The organism is Candidatus Sulfotelmatobacter sp., assembly GCA_035498555.1.
Lineage (GTDB): Bacteria > Eisenbacteria > RBG-16-71-46 > RBG-16-71-46 > RBG-16-71-46 > DATKAB01.
This window is the reverse complement of the sequence record DATKAB010000164.1, coordinates 1-14811: the sequence shown is the minus strand read 5'-3', so window position 1 is coordinate 14811 and position 14811 is coordinate 1. Positions and strand designations below refer to the sequence as shown.

Below are 14811 nucleotides of genomic sequence, written 5' to 3'. Positions count from 1 at the left end.
ACCTGGGGCACCAGCTGGATCCGCATCGGCACCTACAAGAACGCGCCGCTGATGCTGAACCAGGTGACCATGTCGATCGAAGGGTCGCTGCTGTTCGTGGCGGCCGGGGCGATCATCAGCTTCCGCCAGGCCTGGAGCCTGTTCCTGGGGGCCATCATCAACTACGTGGTGCTGGCCCCGATCATGCTGAATGCGGGCGATATCGAGGCCCCCAGCTTCCGTAGGATCTCGAGCTGGAGCTTGTGGACCGGCGTGCCGATGATGGTGACGTCAGGCCTGCTCTTGTTCTTCATGAACTGGAAGACCGTGATTCGAGCGTTCAGCACCATTACCACCTTCCTGACCCGCAAGGTCGAGAACGACCCCATGGCGAAGATCGAAGTGCCCGGCTCGTGGTTCCTGATTGGCTATGCGGTGCTGGGCGCCGCGGTGATCGCCCTGGGACATCAGCTCTTTCACATTCAGATCTGGATGGGGCTGATCGCGGTGCTCATCACCTTTCTGCTGGTGGTGGTGGCGGCGCGCGCGACCGGCGAGACCGACATCACGCCGGTGGGTCCGCTCAGCAAGATCACCCAGCTCACCTTCGGCGCGCTGGCGCCGGGGAACATCTCGACCAACCTGATGACCGCCAACATCAGCGCCGGCGCCACCTCGGCCGCCGGGGATCTGCTCACCGACTTGAAGAGCGGCTATCTGCTCGGCGCCAATCCGCGCCAGCAGTTCCTGGCTCAGTTCTTCGGCGTGTTCGCGGGCGCGCTCATCATCGTGCCGGTGTTCTTCATCCTGATCCCCGACGTCAACATGCTCGGCACCGAGAAGTGGCCGGCGCCCGCCGCCCTGGTGTGGCGTGGCGTGGCCGAGCTGCTCGCCAAGGGCGTCCATGCCCTGAAACCCACCGCGCGCATCGGGCTCGTGATCGGCGCGGTCAGCGGCATCGTGTTGACGCTGCTCGAGACCTGGCTGCCGAAGTACAAGAAGTTCATCCCGTCGCCCACCGGTCTCGGGCTCGCGTTCACGATCAATGGCTTCAACTCGGTTTCGTTCTTCATCGGCTCGTGCATCGCGCTGTGGCTCAGCCGGGCCAAGCCCAAGATTCATCAGCAGTACACGATCCCGGTTTCGTCGGGTCTGATCGCCGGCGAGAGCCTGATGGGCGTCCTGATCGCGTTTCTGACGATCTTCAAGATTCTCGAATAACGCGGCCGTTCCCCTCGGAGGGCCGGCCGCTTCGTCAAGGAGGACGAACGTGCGCAACTCCCACCGCAATATCCGCCGCACCGCCGGCTCCCTGCTGCTGGCGGCGCTCGGGCTCGCGCTGGCCGTTCCGGCCCTCACGCAAGCGCCGCCCAGCCCGGTCGAGACCCACGAACAGCAGCTCGCGCAGCAGTTGTACGGCTTGGTCGCGTCGAGCTTCGATCCCTCGAAGGGCGGCTTCGTCCAGAACGGAATGCCGAATGAGAGCTCGGTCGAGCTGGCGTGGCGTCTGGCACGCGACGGCCAGCCGGACTGGCGCGATCGTGCGCGCCTGACCGTCACCTGGACCTGGATCCTGTACGACTCGGTCGGCGGGGGACTGCTGCAGAGCATGAAGGACGTGCGCCAGGATTTTCCCAGCTTCGAGAAACACACCGACTCCAACGCACGGCGGCTCGAGAATCGCATCGACGCCTGGCTCGACAGCAAGTCCGACGACGACAAGCGCGCCTGCCGCGCGCTGCTCGATTTCTTCGAGCGCACCCTGATGCGACCGAAAGGCGGCTTCGTCTCGGGCCAGGGCGGCGATCAGTTCGTCATTCCGGCCGACAACGGCTACGGCATTCACGCCTACTTCCGCTGGGGTGCGGCGACCGGCGAGACCAAGTGGCGCGACTTCGGCTTCAAGAGCCTCGACGAGGTCTGGACCTCGTGTTGGGACGATGCCCAGGGCATGGTGAGACGCGGCGATTTCGGTGACCCGGTGTCTCCACCCCGGCTCGACGACCAGGTCGAGATGGGCCGTGCCTTCGTGCTCGGCACGCACGTCGGCGGACGCGAGATCGACCTGAATCACTCGCGCGCCATCGGCGAGCTGCTGCTCGCGCACTTCGAGGACGGCAAGCAGGGCGGCATGCGTTCACAGGCGGTGGTCGGCAAGGACGGCAAGATCAAGAACGCGCCGCGCGACCCCGGCGAGAACGCGCGCGCCGCGCTGTTCTTCGCCGAGCTGGCCAGCATCACGGGCGAGGGCAAGTATCGCGAGGCGGCGAGGCGCATCGTGGGCGCGTTCGAATCCGATCTCGATCGGTCGAGCTCCGATGCCGCCGACTGGGCGCTGGCGCTTCGCGCCATCGACAAGCCGGATCTACCCGATCGCGTGGAATGGCAAAAGGCCGATTCGACGGTGACCAAGCAGACCACGGTGTTTCCGGCACGCCGGCGCTACGGCTCGAAGTCGGCGACCGCCGCCCGGCCGTAGGGGCTCGCGCGGTCGCGCCCGCTTGACCCGCGGGCGGAAATTGGCGTCTTATTCATGCTTCGACCGCCATTTTCCGCCTCGCGCGGCCCCGCCGGGAGACCGTTCCTGAAGATCCCGCTTCCCGAATCACTCGATCGCTTCTTCGCATCGTTCGGCACTCGGCGCACCTCCTATCTGATCTTCACGATCCTGGTGGGCGCGCTCGCCACGGGTATCGCCCTGTGGCTGCCGAACTGGTATCGCGCCGAGACCACCCTGCTTCCGCCCCCCGAGTCGAATGACGCCTTCGGCGCGGTCACCAGCATGATCCAGAGCTCGGCGCTCAATCAGCTCGGCCTGGTCACGACCTCCAGTTCCTCCGACATCTTCGCCGAGATCCTGCGCAGCCGGACCCTGAACGAGGCGGCCATCGACCGGTTCCATCTGGCCGAGATCTACAAGCAGAAGGGCGCGGACCGCACGCTCAAGGAATTCCGAATGCACCTGGCTGTGAGTGTCGGGCATTCCGGAGTGCTGGTGCTGGCGTTCGAGGACCACGACCCCCATCGCGCCGCGGAGGTGGCCAATTTCCTCACCGCCGAGCTGGATCGCTTCAATCGCGAGGCGCTGAACACGCGCGCCAAGCGAACGCGGGTGTTCCTCGAGGGACGCCTGAGTGACACGCAGACCCGCCTGACCGCCGCCCAGCAGGCGTTGAGCGAGTACGAGAGGGAGCACAAGGTTCTGGCCGGCGTGGATCAGGCCGCCGTCGAAGGGGCGGCCAGCGTGATCGCGCAGAAGATGAACCTGGAGGTGCGGCGCTCCTATGTCGCCGAGTACTCCGGCGAGACCAGCCCGCAGGTGCGCGAGCTGGACGCGCAAATCGCGGCGGTGGATCGCGAGATCACGCGCCTGCCGACCCTGAAGATGGAAGGCGGACGGCTGGCGCTCGAGGCCGAGATCCAGAGCAAGCTGTTCACCCTGATCAGTTCGCAATACGAGGAAGCGCGGATCGAGGAGGCGCGTGACACCCCGACCGTCACGGTGCTCGATCCCGCGCGCGTGCCCGACTACAAGTTCCGTCCGAAGCGCTCGATCATCATTCTGGTGTCGCTCCTGGCGGCGTTGGGGCTGTGCGCGCTCCACACCCTGCTGGAGATGCGCGTCGCGCCACGAACATGAGCGTGGCGCTCGCCCGCCCGGGCAACACGCGGCGGATCGAGATCGGGCCGTTGCTGGCGGCGGCCGGAGTGCTCGCGGCGCTCCTGATCGGGCTGGCGTTCGGAGTTCCCACTTTCGAGCAGCGGATTCTGGGCGCCGCCGTGTGCGGCGCAGTCGCGATCCTCGCCGCGGTCGCCTGGCCCTTTCGTGCGGTCCAGATGCTGTTCTTTTCGGTCATCTGCCTGATCGTCTGGGTGGTGATCGGGGCGCGATCCGTCAACTTTCTCGACCTCCTCCTCATCCCGACGTTTCTGGTCAGCGTGCTGGGCGCCGGGCGACGCCGCGCGCTCGTCGAGGACGCCGGGCTGGTCGGCCCCGCTCACGCCCAGATCCGAGACGCGACGCGGCGACTGTCGCGATCGGTGCGGATCTTCTACGGGCTGGCCGCGCTGTCGCTGGTCGCGCTGGCGGTGCGCGGTCACCCGCGCTGGGCGCTGGACTCGTCGCTGCTGTTGTTCCGCGGGCTGCAGGGCCTGTCGCTGTTCGCGCTCGGCCTGTGGTGGATGCGCACCGATGACGACGTGCGCGGCGGGATGCGGGCGGTGGAGGCCGGTGCCTGGGCACTGCTGGGCCTCAACACTTTCTACTTTCTGTTTGCTCACATTCACCGCGCCGGAATGACCTGGATCGTCAACCTGCCCGAATGGCCGATGAGCAGCCCCAACGAAGCGGCGGCCTCGCTGGTCGTGATCCAGGCGGTGATTCAGTCGGTTCCATCACAGCGGCGGCGCCTGTCGCAGTGGATCTTGAACGCGGGCATCCTGGTGTTGCTGGTCATGACCCAGTCGCGCAGCGGGCTGGTCGCCTGGACCGTCTACAACTTGCTCTCGCTCCGCTGGCGACGATGGTCGTCCTATATCTGGATTCTGATCGTGGTGGCGATCGGTCTTCCTTTCGTACCGGCGGCCTACTGGCAGCGAATCTTCCGGACACTGTCCCTCACCGGCGGCAGCTTCGACGCGTACTCGTCGCTGATGCGCTTCTATTCCTGGCAGCTGGCGGTGCGCATCTTCCTCGACCATCCGATCTTCGGGGCGGGCTATGTCGGTCTGCGATTCATCACACCTCAGTACAACCCATTCCACATCGTTCTCGTCACGGCCGAGAGTTTCTATCTCGAGATCGCGGCCGACATGGGGCTCATCGGGCTCGCCGCCCTGGCGCCGGCCCTGGTCGCGTTCTTTCGCCTGGGGGCAGCCGTCAAGAAGGTCGTCCCTCCCGGATCGCTCGGCTACGAACTGGCGCGACGACATCGGCCTCTGGTGCTGGCGATGCTGGCGGCCAATGTCACCGGGGACAACTTCATCGGCATGGTGGGGCTCGGGCAGATGGCGATCTGGTGTGCGCTCCTGATTCGCGCCGGCCATCTGAGCGTGGCTCGCGCCGAGTCGCCGGCGTGATGCTGAAGCGCACGGCGCGCTGACATGTGCGGGATCGCCGGCATTTATCGCCTCGGTGATCGGCCGCCCACGGATGACGAGCGGGCCGCCGATCGCGCGCTGGTAGAGAAAATGCTGGCGGCGATCCGCTACCGGGGCCCCGACGACGAGGGCCTCGAATCGGCGGGACGGGCGACGCTCGGGGTGCGCCGGCTTTCGATCCTCGACGTCGCGGGCGGGCATCAGCCGCTCTCGGACGCCAGCGGCCGCGTGTGGGCGATCCAGAACGGCGAGATCTACAACTTCCCGGAGCTGCGCCGCGATCTTGCCGCTCGCCATCCGCTGCGCACCCATACCGACACCGAGCTCTATCCCTACCTGTGGCTCGAGCGCGGGCCGGGCGCCGTTGAAGCCCTGCGCGGCATGTTCGCGGCGGCGATCTATGACACCCGCGACCATCGACTGTTGCTGGCGCGCGATCCACTCGGCGTAAAGCCGCTGTATCTGGCGGAGCATGGCCAGCGTCTGCTGTTCGCGAGCGAGATCAAGGCGCTGCTGGCGGACGAGTCGCTGCCTCGCGCCATCGACGCCGAATCGCTGGGACTCTATCTCGCGCTCGGCTTCGTTCCGGGCGAGCGGACGATGCTGGCGAAGATCCGCAAGCTGCGCCCCGGCTGCCGCGCGCTCGTGACGCCGGGGGGCGCGCGGGTCGAGCGCTACTGGCCCTGGCCGCGATTCGATCGGCCGATGGTCGGGGTCTCGCTCGAGAGCGCGACGTCGGAAGCGCGCCGTCTGCTGGCGGATTCCGCCGAGGCCATGCTGCTCTCCGACGTGCCGGTCGGGCTGCTGCTTTCGGGTGGTCTCGACTCGAGCGTGCTGGCCGCGCTGCTGCCCGAGCCCCGCCGGCGGGAGCTGCTCACCTTCTGCATTGGATTCGACGACGCCGGCCAGCACGACGAGCGCCGCTTCGCGCGCACCGTGGCTCAGGCGCTCGGCACGCGGCATCACGAGCACGTCGTGTCGCTCGATCTCGCCGCCGAGTTGCCGGCCGTGGCGCGCTACCTCGACGAGCCGTGCGCGGATCCCGCCGCGGTGCCAGCGCATCTGGTGGCGCGCGCCGCGTCGAGTGAAGTGAAGGTGCTGCTCTCGGGCACTGGCGGCGACGAGGTGTTCGGCGGCTATCGTCGCTATCGACTGGGCAGCCTGCTGCGCCGCATCGCCTGGCTGCCGCGCTCGCTGGCCGCGTCGGCCGCCGGGCTGCTCGAGAATCGCGATCAACACCGGCGTACCGAATCCGCCCAGCGGCTGGTCTGGTTGCGGAAGCTGCTCGAAGCGCGCACGCGACCCGACTTCTTCGCCGGCTATCTCACGATGTTCGAGCAGGCGAGGCCGTCGCGCATGCGCGAAGGACTGGCTTCGAGCTGGCGCGATCGCGCGCGGCCCGAGCTTGCCGCCGCTCGCATCCATCCGTTGCTGCTCGAAGAACTGGGCGCCGAGCCCGCCGGTGGCGAGGCGACCGCGTTCAGCACCGACTTCCTGTTCTATCTGCCCGACGATCTGTTGCTGAAGGAGGATCGCTGCTGCATGGGCGCATCGGTCGAAGGCCGCGTCCCCTATCTCGACCCTTCGCTGGTGCGCTTCGCGGCCACCCTCACCGGCGAGCTGCGTCGCGGTCCCGAGGGCAGCAAGCGGTTGCTGCGCCGGATCGGGCGCGAACTGCTGCCCGCGGAGATCGCCGCGCGCCCCAAACACGGCTTCACGGTTCCGGTGGAGGACTGGCTGCGCGGCCCGCTCGACCCGCTGATCGGCGACCTGGCCGCCTCGCCGGGCAGCGGCGTATTCGACCGCGCGGTGTTGCGCCGCTGGCATGCCGAGCACCGCGCCGGGCGCGACCGTTCGGGAGCGCTGTGGCTCGCCTTGATGTTCGAGTTGTGGTGGCGCGAAGTGGGGAGTGGCGCGGGTGCCGTGGCACCGGTCGGTGCCGGGCGGTGACGCTGGTGAGCGGTCCGATTCGAGTGCTCCACGTCATCACGCGCATGAACGTGGCCGGCGCGCAGGAGAACACCATGCTGTCGTGCGCGCTGATGGATCGCTCGCGCTTCGCGAGCACCCTGCTCACCGGCCCCGAGACCGGCGGGCAGGGCAGCCTGCTCGACGAATGCCGGGCGCGCGGCGTGGCGCTCGCGATCGAGCCCGACCTGGTGCGCGCGCCGCACCCGCTCCGCGACGGCCGCGCGATCGGCAAGCTCCAACGCGTCATGCGCGAAGGCCGATTCGACGTGGTGCACACCCACACCTCCAAGGCCGGCATCCTCGGCCGCTGGGCAGCGCGGCGCGCACGGGTGCCGGTGATCATCCATACCGCGCACGGCTGGGCGTTCACGCGGCGCGACGCCCCGATCGTGCGCGAATTCTGGGTGGCGCTCGAAAGGCGCTTCGCGCGCGACTGCGATGCGATCGTCGTGGTGGGCCGCGAAGATCAGGAGCTGGCTTTGAGCCTCGGCGTCGGCCGGCCCGATCAGTACCGGCTGATTCGCTCGGGAGTGGAACTGGAAGCCTATCGGGATCCCGCCCTCGCCCGGGGCGCGGCTCGAGAAAGCCTCGGCCTGGCGTCCACTTCGTTCGTGGTCGGCTCGGTCGGGCGGCTCACACGCCAGAAGGCGCCGCTCGACCTGCTCGCCGCGTTCGTCGAGCTGCACCGGGAGGTTCCAACCGCCGAGCTGGTGCTGGTGGGCGAGGGGCCATTGCGCGGCGAAGTGGAGCAGGCGATCGCGCACGCGAACCTCCAGTCCCGCGTTCACCTACTCGGGCTCCGGCGCGACATCGCCGCGATCCTGCGAGCGTGCGACGTGTTCGCGCTGGCCTCGCACTGGGAGGGACTGCCGCGCGTCGTGCCGCAGGCGATGGCCGCCGGACTGGCGGTGGTGGCAACGCGCACCGGCGGCATCGACGATGCCGTGCGCGATGGCGAGACCGGCTGGCTGGTGTCGCCGGGCGATACGCGCGCGCTGGCGGCGCGGCTGCTCGAGCTGGCGCGCTGGCCCGAGAAGCGACGCGCGATGGGCGCGTGCGCGAGCGAGCGCGTCGAGGAGTTCTCCGCGCGCCGCATGGTGGATGAGCTCGCCGCGCTCTACACCGAGATCGTCGCGCGCAAAGGTCGCGCGAGCGAGCGGCAGCCCGTCCGATGACCGCGCCGATGCGCGTCGCTCACGTGGTCGGGACCGCAGGCTCGACCGGCGTCGAATCGCATCTGCTGGCGTTGTTGCCGTCGTTCGATCCCGCCGAGGTCGCCGTCACCCTGTTCGTGCCCGGCCCGGGATTGCTGGTGGATCGCCTTCGCGAGCGCGGCGTAGCCGTCGAATTCGGTGCGCCGACGCGGAAGCTCGCGCTGTTTGAAGCCAATCGTCTCGCCGGTCGCTGGCGCGGCGCCTTCGACGTCGTCCATTCGCACGGGCCGCGCGTCTCGTTCTGGTCGGCTTACGCAGCGCGGCGCGCGCGTGTCCACGCGTTCGTGATCACGCAGCACGAGAACCGCCGGCAATCGCTGCCGCCCGGTTGGAAGCGCACGCTGTGGCTGGCGCTCGAGGAGCGTGCCCTGCGGAGCGCGGACGCGATCCTGCCGGTTTCCGAATTCATCGCGGGCGAGCTTCGGCGCGTACCCGGCCTTGCCGAAAAGATCCGCGTGGTTCATGGCACGGCGCCGATGTTGCTCGACGCCGCCAGGCTGCCGCGCGCGCGGGCCCGAGCGACGCCGGGCGAACCGCTTCGACTGGTCACTGTCGGCCGGTTCAGCTTCGAGAAGGGTTACGACCGCCTGTTCGAGAGCCTCGCGCTGCTCGCCCGGCGGGGCGTGGACCTTCGGCTCGACGTGATCGGACACGGCGACCTCGGCGACAGCTTGCGCCGCCTCGCGCGCGAGCGCGGGCTCGAGTCGAGGGTCCACTGGAGTGAAGGCGGCGCGTCGCTGCCGGCGACGCTGGCGGGTGCTCATCTCTACGTGACCGGCACGCGCAACGAAGGATTGAGCGTCGCGGGGCTCGAAGCCATGGCGGTCGGGCTCCCGATCGTGAGCCCGAACGTCGGCGGCCAGAGGGAATTGATCGACGACGGTGTCACCGGAGTACTGGTGTCCGCGCACCCGGAATCGGAGGTGCCGCGCCGCCTGGCCGACGCCATCGAGAGGCTGGCCAATGACCCGGTCCTCGCGGCGCGGATGGGCGAGAGCGCCGCACGCCGCGCGCGCGAGGAGTTCGCGCCCGCCCGCATGGCGCGCGAGGTGACTGTGTGCTATCGGGCGCTGCTGGCCCGGCCGGCTCATTGACCCGGGCAGGTCGAATTCGTACTTTGCCAGCCGCTTCGCGACCACTCGGATCGGAGGGAAGCTGATGCGCCGTGTTCTCGTCACCGGTGTGACCGGCTTCGCCGGCAGTCATCTCGTGGACTACATGCTCACGCGATCCGACTGCCAGATTTTCGGCATCCAGCGCTGGAGGAGCCGCACCGAGAACATCGAGCACTTCGCCGACCGGATCACGTTGCTCGAGTGCGACCTGCGCGACGCCACCTCCACCTACGACACCGTGGCGAGGGTCCGCCCCGACTGGATCTTCCACCTCGCCGCCCAATCGTTCGTGCCGACCTCGTGGATCGCGCCCACCGAGTCGCTCACCACCAACGTGCTCGCCCAGGTCAATCTCTTCGAAGCGGTGCGACGATTGTCCCTCAAGTGCCGGATCCAGCTGGCGTGCTCGAGCGAAGAGTACGGCATGGTCTATCCCAACGAGGTTCCGATCAAGGAGACCAACCCGCTCCGCCCGCTCTCCCCCTACGCGGTGAGCAAGGTCGCGCAGGACATGCTCGGCTACCAGTACTGGATGTCGTGGAAGGTGGACAGCGTGCGCACGCGGGGCTTCAACCACGAGGGACCGCGGCGAGGGCCGGTGTTCGTGGCATCCGACTTCGCCAAGCAGATCGCCGACATCGAGCGCGGACGCCGCGCGCCGCAGTTGAGCGTCGGCAATCTCGAGTCGATCCGCGACTTCACCGACGTGCGCGACATGGTCAAGGCTTACTGGCTGGCGCTCGAGAAGTGCGAGCCGGGCGAGGTCTACAACATCTGCACCGGCAAGGGCTGGAGGATCCGCGAGGTGCTCGACCTGCTGCTCGGGATGACCGGGACCCGCATCGAGGTGAAGCAGGATCCCGCACGCCTTCGCCCCAGCGACGTACCGGTGCTGATCGGCGACAACTCGAAATTCGTGGCCGCCACCGGCTGGCAGCCCACGATTCCGTTCGAGCAGACGCTTCGCGACATGCTCGAATACTGGCGCGGCCGCTAGGCTCGTTTGGAAACGCCGCGCGAGCGCGTTGGAGGTGCCGGTGAGCCGGTGGCAATGAGCGACGACGAGGCCGGGTGCGCGTCCTGATCACCGGAGTCTCGGGGTTCGTCGGCGGGTATCTCGCGCGCAGGCTCGCCGAAGGCGGGCACGAACTCCTCGGACTTGGCGTGCAGCCTGCGCCCGCCGAGCTTCCACTCGCGACCTATCGGCTCGCCGATCTCACTCGTCTCGAACAGGTCGAGCCGGCGCTCGGCGAACTGGCGCCGGCCGCGATCGTCAATCTGGCCGGCCAGGCCAGCGCCGCCAGGTCGTTCGAGGATCCGGGCGAGACCTTCCGCGTCAACACCACCGGCGCGCTGGTGCTGCTCGAGGCGGTGCGTCGCGCCGCTCCGCGCGCGCGCGTGCTGCAGGTCGGCAGCGGCGAATCCTACGGGCCGCAGCCGCCCGGCACTCGCGTCGCGGAGAGCGCGCCGTTCCGCCCGGTGAGTCCCTATGCGCTCTCCAAGGCCGCGGCCGACACCGCCTGCGCCGCCTACGCGGAAGCCAACGATCTCGACCTGGTGCGCACGCGCTCGTTCGCGCACACCGGTCCCGGACAGGACTCCCGCTTCGTGCTGCCCAGCTTCGCGCGGCAGATCGCGCGGCTCGAGCGTGGCGCGGGGGAAGCGGTGCTGCGCGTGGGCAATCTCGAGGTGACTCGCGACCTGAGCGACGTTCGTGACGTGGTCGCGGCCTACGTCGCACTCCTCGAGCGCGGCGTGCGCGGGGCCGCTTACAACGTGTGTCGCGGGGAGGGCGTCCGGCTCGCCGACGTCGCCGCGCGACTCACCTCGCTGGCGCGAGTCGCGGTGCGCATCGAGGTGGATCCGGCGCGCGTTCGACCGGTGGATGTCCCGTATCTGGTCGGCGATCCGACCGCGATCGCGCGCGTCACCGGCTGGCGCGCGGCCATCCCGATCGAGCAGACGCTGCGCGACACCCTCGAGGAATGGCGCAGGCGAGAGGCCTCGAGCCCGCCGGAGGCAGCGGGTTAGCGAAGTCGCATTTTTCGCAAATTTTCTCTCGCCCGGGGCGGGGGTCTCGCCTAGACTGCCGCCTCCCCTCGAATCGCGGCCCTTGCACGACATCTCGCACTCGACTCCGTGGGCAGGTTGAACATCCCGAATCCGCGAATCGCACCTCTGGTCGTCACTCTCGCGCTGCTCGGCGCGAGCAAGGTCGCGCACGCCGCGCAGGCTGCAGCCCCCGACACCGCGTGGACCGGGCACGGGCTCCAGGTGTGCAGCGCCCCGAATGCCCAGGGCGCTCCGGCGATGGCGTCGGATGGATCGGGCGGATTCTTCGTTGCGTGGGAAGACGCGCGCTCCAATCCCGACACCACCGATCTCTACGTCCAGCACCTGCTCGGAGACGGAACGATCGCGCCCGGCTGGCCCTACGGCGGCGAGCCGCTGTGCACGGCGATCGGCAATCAGAACAATCCGCAGCTTTGCCCGGACGGCCTGGGGGGCGTGTTCGCGGTCTGGGAAGACTCGCGAGGCGCCGCTCAACCCCGGCTCTACGCGCAGCACGTGAGCGGCGCGGGGCCGATGGCGAGCGGCTGGCCGGCCGATGGCCTCCCGGTCTGCACCTCGGCCGCGCTGCAGCGTGCACCGCAGCTCGTCTCCGACGGCTCGGGCGGCGTGATCGTGGCGTGGGAGGACTATCGGCTGTCCGAGCCGCGCGTCTTTCTCGAGCGGCTCACGGCGAGTGGAGGGTTCGGGCCCGGATGGGACAGCGCCGGGATCGCCGCCGCCAAGGTGCCGGGCGGTCAGGTCGAGCCGGTGGCCGCGACCGACGGCGCGGGCGGCGTGATCGTGGCATGGAGCGACGGCCGCGGCGGGATCACGACCTCGGCCGACATCTACGCGCAGCATCTGCTCGCGAATGGCATGGTCGCGGCCGGCTGGCCGGTGGAAGGCGAACCGGTCTGCGGCGCGCCCGGCGCCCAGGAACTGCCCAGCATCGCCGGCGACGGCGGGGGCGGCGCCTACGTCTCGTGGATGGACGCGCGCGGCGGGCTGTCCAACATCTATGCCCAGCATCTCACCACCCTCGGCACGGCATCGAGCGGCTGGACCACGGACGGCGTGGTGGTGTGCCGAGCGTTTCCGGCCGAATACAACCCGGTGATCACCGGCGACGGCGCGGGCGGCGCACTGATCGCGTGGACTGACACGCGTTCGATCAACGGGAGCGGCGATGTGTATGCGCAGCGCCTGGACTCGGCCGGCATCGCCAGCTGGAGCGCGGACGGCGTGCCGTTGTGCACCGCGCTCAAGGATCAGCTGTTTCCCTCGATCGTCTCGGACGGGGCGGGCGGCGCGTTCGTGGCCTGGCAGGATGGTCGCTACGGTTCCCAGACCCGGCCGTTCGTGCAGCGCGTGACGGCGAGCGGCGCCATCGCCGGCGGCTGGCCGGTGGATGGCCGCGCCTGCGCCGACACCAACGTGGTGTTCGGCGCGCCCGTGATGTTGAGCGACGGGGCGGGCGGCGTGTTCCTGACCTGGAGCGGGCTCGATCTGTCGGGCATACCCGGTCCGCCCGATCTCTACGCGGCGCGGATGCGGGGCGACGCGCTGGTGCCGGCGCTCGCGTCGCTGGTCTCGGCCGAGGCCGGCGCGGATCGCGTGCGCGTGAGCTGGCTGCTCGCGCGCGGCGGTTCGTCGGCGACCGTCGAGCGCAGCGTGGATCGCGCCTCGTGGCGGGCGCTGGCGACTCTGATCGCCGATGGCTCGGGGCTGCTGCGATTCGAAGACCGCGAGGTGACGCCCGGCGCGACCTACGGCTATCGGCTGAGCCTCGCCGAGGGCCCCGCGGGGGAGACCTGGATCACGCTGCCGCGATGGTCGCTCGCCATCTCCGGCGTCACTCCCAGTCCGGCGATCGGTCGCGCCGAGATCGCGCTGTCGCTCGCCGAAGCACGCCCCGCTCGCCTCGAGCTGTTCGACCTGGCGGGCCGGCGCCGCTGGGAGCGGGCGATCGACGGGGCTTTGCTCGCGCCGCGGCTGGCGCTCGAGACATCGTCCTTCGAGCCGGGCGTGTACCTGCTGCGGCTGACGCAGGGCGAGAAGGCGGTGAACGCGCGGCTGGTGGTGGCTCGCTAGGGCCGGCCGCGCGGCGCGGCCCGGGCCCGGGTGCGGCCTACTCGAAGCTGAACGCGACCGCGTCCGCGGGATCGAAGTCGTGCGTCGCCCACTCGATCGCCGCCGAATCCTCGAGCGCCGAATACGAGTGGGCGCAACGCGGCGAGACCCGTACCTGATCGCCTGCCACCAGCACCAGCTCCAGACGCGCGCCGGTGTCGAGATCGGCGTAGCGCGCGCGCAACCGGCCACGCACCACCGTGAGCACCTCGGTCTTCACGTGATGGTAGTGATTGCCGCGAGCCGCCGGCACGCCGCCGCGGAATTCCAGGTGCGCCACGAACCGCGCCGTCTCGGCGTTCGCCACCTGGATGAAATCGCCGGCCGGCATTTCGATCACGCCACCGTCCAGCACCGGGTGGTCGAGCGGCACCCGAAAGCGCGGCAGATGACGCAGGGTCAGCTTGGGAAATTCGCTCATGCGGGGCGCGGGCCGGCGCCGGGTCAGCCGTTCAGCGGCTCCCAGATCTCGGACAGCACGGTGTCCCACGGAAACTTGAACTCGTCCTTCACGTCGTAGACGTGCGACTGGAAGTTGACCACCAGCACTTCGGGAGCGGTGAGCGCCTTCCAGCCGTGCAGGATCATGGGCGGAATCTTGATGAGCCGCGGCTTGAGGCTGCCCAGGAACAGGGTGTTGACGTGGCGAAACGTCGGCGAGCTCTCGCGCACGTCAACCAGCGACACCTGCAGCTTGCCGCGCGTCACCGTGAACTGATCGGTGTGCACCTGGTGCAGGTGCCAGCACTTGACCACTCCGTAGTCGGTAGCGCTCTGGTAGACGTGCTCGACCGACTCGAGTCCGTCCTTCATCCACGGCCGGCTGTAGAGCTCGGTCACCTCGCCGCGCCCGTCCAGGTGCACGGTGAGATCGCGCACGATCACGCCGTGGATGGTCGCCTTGCCGGCCGGCTGCACCAGGAAGTCGAGGCTCTGGAGCCAGTCGACGGTCACTTCGTTGGCCTTCATCGATAGCTCCCGCGGGAGTGAAAGGGGTGGACGACGGGGCGCGCGATCGGCGCGACTTCTTAGCACCTCGGAGGGCGCGAAGCAATCGCCCGCCGCCGCGGCACCGCCGCACGCGTGGCCCCGCGGCCCCGGGCTCGTGGGAGAGGCATCGCGCTGGTCGCGGTCCGGATCGCCTGTTAGCATGGCCCGCCGTGTTGTGCGCAGGTGGTCCTGGTGCGGAGGTCCGGCGGTGCGTCACGCCTTCACTGTCGATGTCGAGGACTGGTACCAGGGCATCCCGA

The 14811-nt window shown here is 69.2% G+C and carries 12 protein-coding genes; 10 read left to right on the top strand and 2 right to left on the bottom strand.

The window, feature by feature from the left end; genetic code table 11:
* From VMJ70_13320 to VMJ70_13275, 10 genes are all read left to right on the top strand, one after another.
* A partial coding sequence (locus VMJ70_13320) for an OPT/YSL family transporter (protein HTO92106.1) occupies nt 1–1200 on the top strand: 1200 nt, incomplete at its 5' end.
* 49 nt (nt 1201–1249) lie between these two features.
* Complete coding sequence (locus VMJ70_13315; GenBank protein HTO92105.1) at nt 1250–2458, top strand: hypothetical protein; 1209 nt, start codon at nt 1250–1252, stop codon at nt 2456–2458.
* A gap of 54 nt (nt 2459–2512) precedes the next feature.
* A complete protein-coding gene (locus VMJ70_13310; GenBank protein ID HTO92104.1) occupies nt 2513–3619 on the top strand; it encodes a Wzz/FepE/Etk N-terminal domain-containing protein in 1107 nt (368 codons plus the stop codon).
* 2 nt (nt 3620–3621) lie between these two features.
* A complete protein-coding gene (locus VMJ70_13305) occupies nt 3622–5058 on the top strand; it encodes an O-antigen ligase family protein (protein HTO92103.1) in 1437 nt (478 codons plus the stop codon).
* Between the two features lie 24 nt (nt 5059–5082).
* Nucleotides 5083–7029 carry an asparagine synthase (glutamine-hydrolyzing) gene (asnB, locus tag VMJ70_13300; GenBank protein HTO92102.1) on the top strand — a complete coding sequence of 649 codons (1947 nt, stop codon included), beginning with the start codon at nt 5083–5085 and terminating at the stop codon, nt 7027–7029.
* A gap of 5 nt (nt 7030–7034) precedes the next feature.
* Entirely contained in the window at nt 7035–8225 is a 1191-nt protein-coding gene (locus VMJ70_13295) for a glycosyltransferase family 4 protein (protein HTO92101.1), read from the top strand.
* 8 nt (nt 8226–8233) lie between these two features.
* Complete coding sequence (locus VMJ70_13290) at nt 8234–9358, top strand: glycosyltransferase family 4 protein (protein ID HTO92100.1); 1125 nt, start codon at nt 8234–8236, stop codon at nt 9356–9358.
* Nucleotides 9359–9422: 64 nt separating this feature from the next.
* On the top strand, nt 9423–10376 hold the full coding sequence (locus VMJ70_13285; protein HTO92099.1) for a GDP-mannose 4,6-dehydratase: 954 nt from the start codon (nt 9423–9425) through the stop codon (nt 10374–10376).
* 74 nt (nt 10377–10450) lie between these two features.
* A complete protein-coding gene (locus VMJ70_13280; protein HTO92098.1) occupies nt 10451–11410 on the top strand; it encodes a GDP-mannose 4,6-dehydratase in 960 nt (319 codons plus the stop codon).
* Between the two features lie 108 nt (nt 11411–11518).
* On the top strand, nt 11519–13522 hold the full coding sequence (locus tag VMJ70_13275; protein HTO92097.1) for a hypothetical protein: 2004 nt from the start codon (nt 11519–11521) through the stop codon (nt 13520–13522).
* 37 nt (nt 13523–13559) lie between these two features.
* On the opposite strand, the gene VMJ70_13270 is transcribed toward VMJ70_13275, so the two are convergent.
* Both VMJ70_13270 and VMJ70_13265 read right to left on the bottom strand, forming a co-directional pair.
* Nucleotides 13560–13982, bottom strand: coding sequence for a hypothetical protein (locus VMJ70_13270; protein HTO92096.1), 423 nt, complete (start codon nt 13980–13982; stop codon nt 13560–13562).
* A 23-nt stretch (nt 13983–14005) separates the two neighbouring features.
* On the bottom strand, nt 14006–14530 hold the full coding sequence (locus VMJ70_13265; protein HTO92095.1) for a dTDP-4-dehydrorhamnose 3,5-epimerase family protein: 525 nt from the start codon (nt 14528–14530) through the stop codon (nt 14006–14008).
* Nucleotides 14531–14811 lie beyond the last annotated feature (281 nt).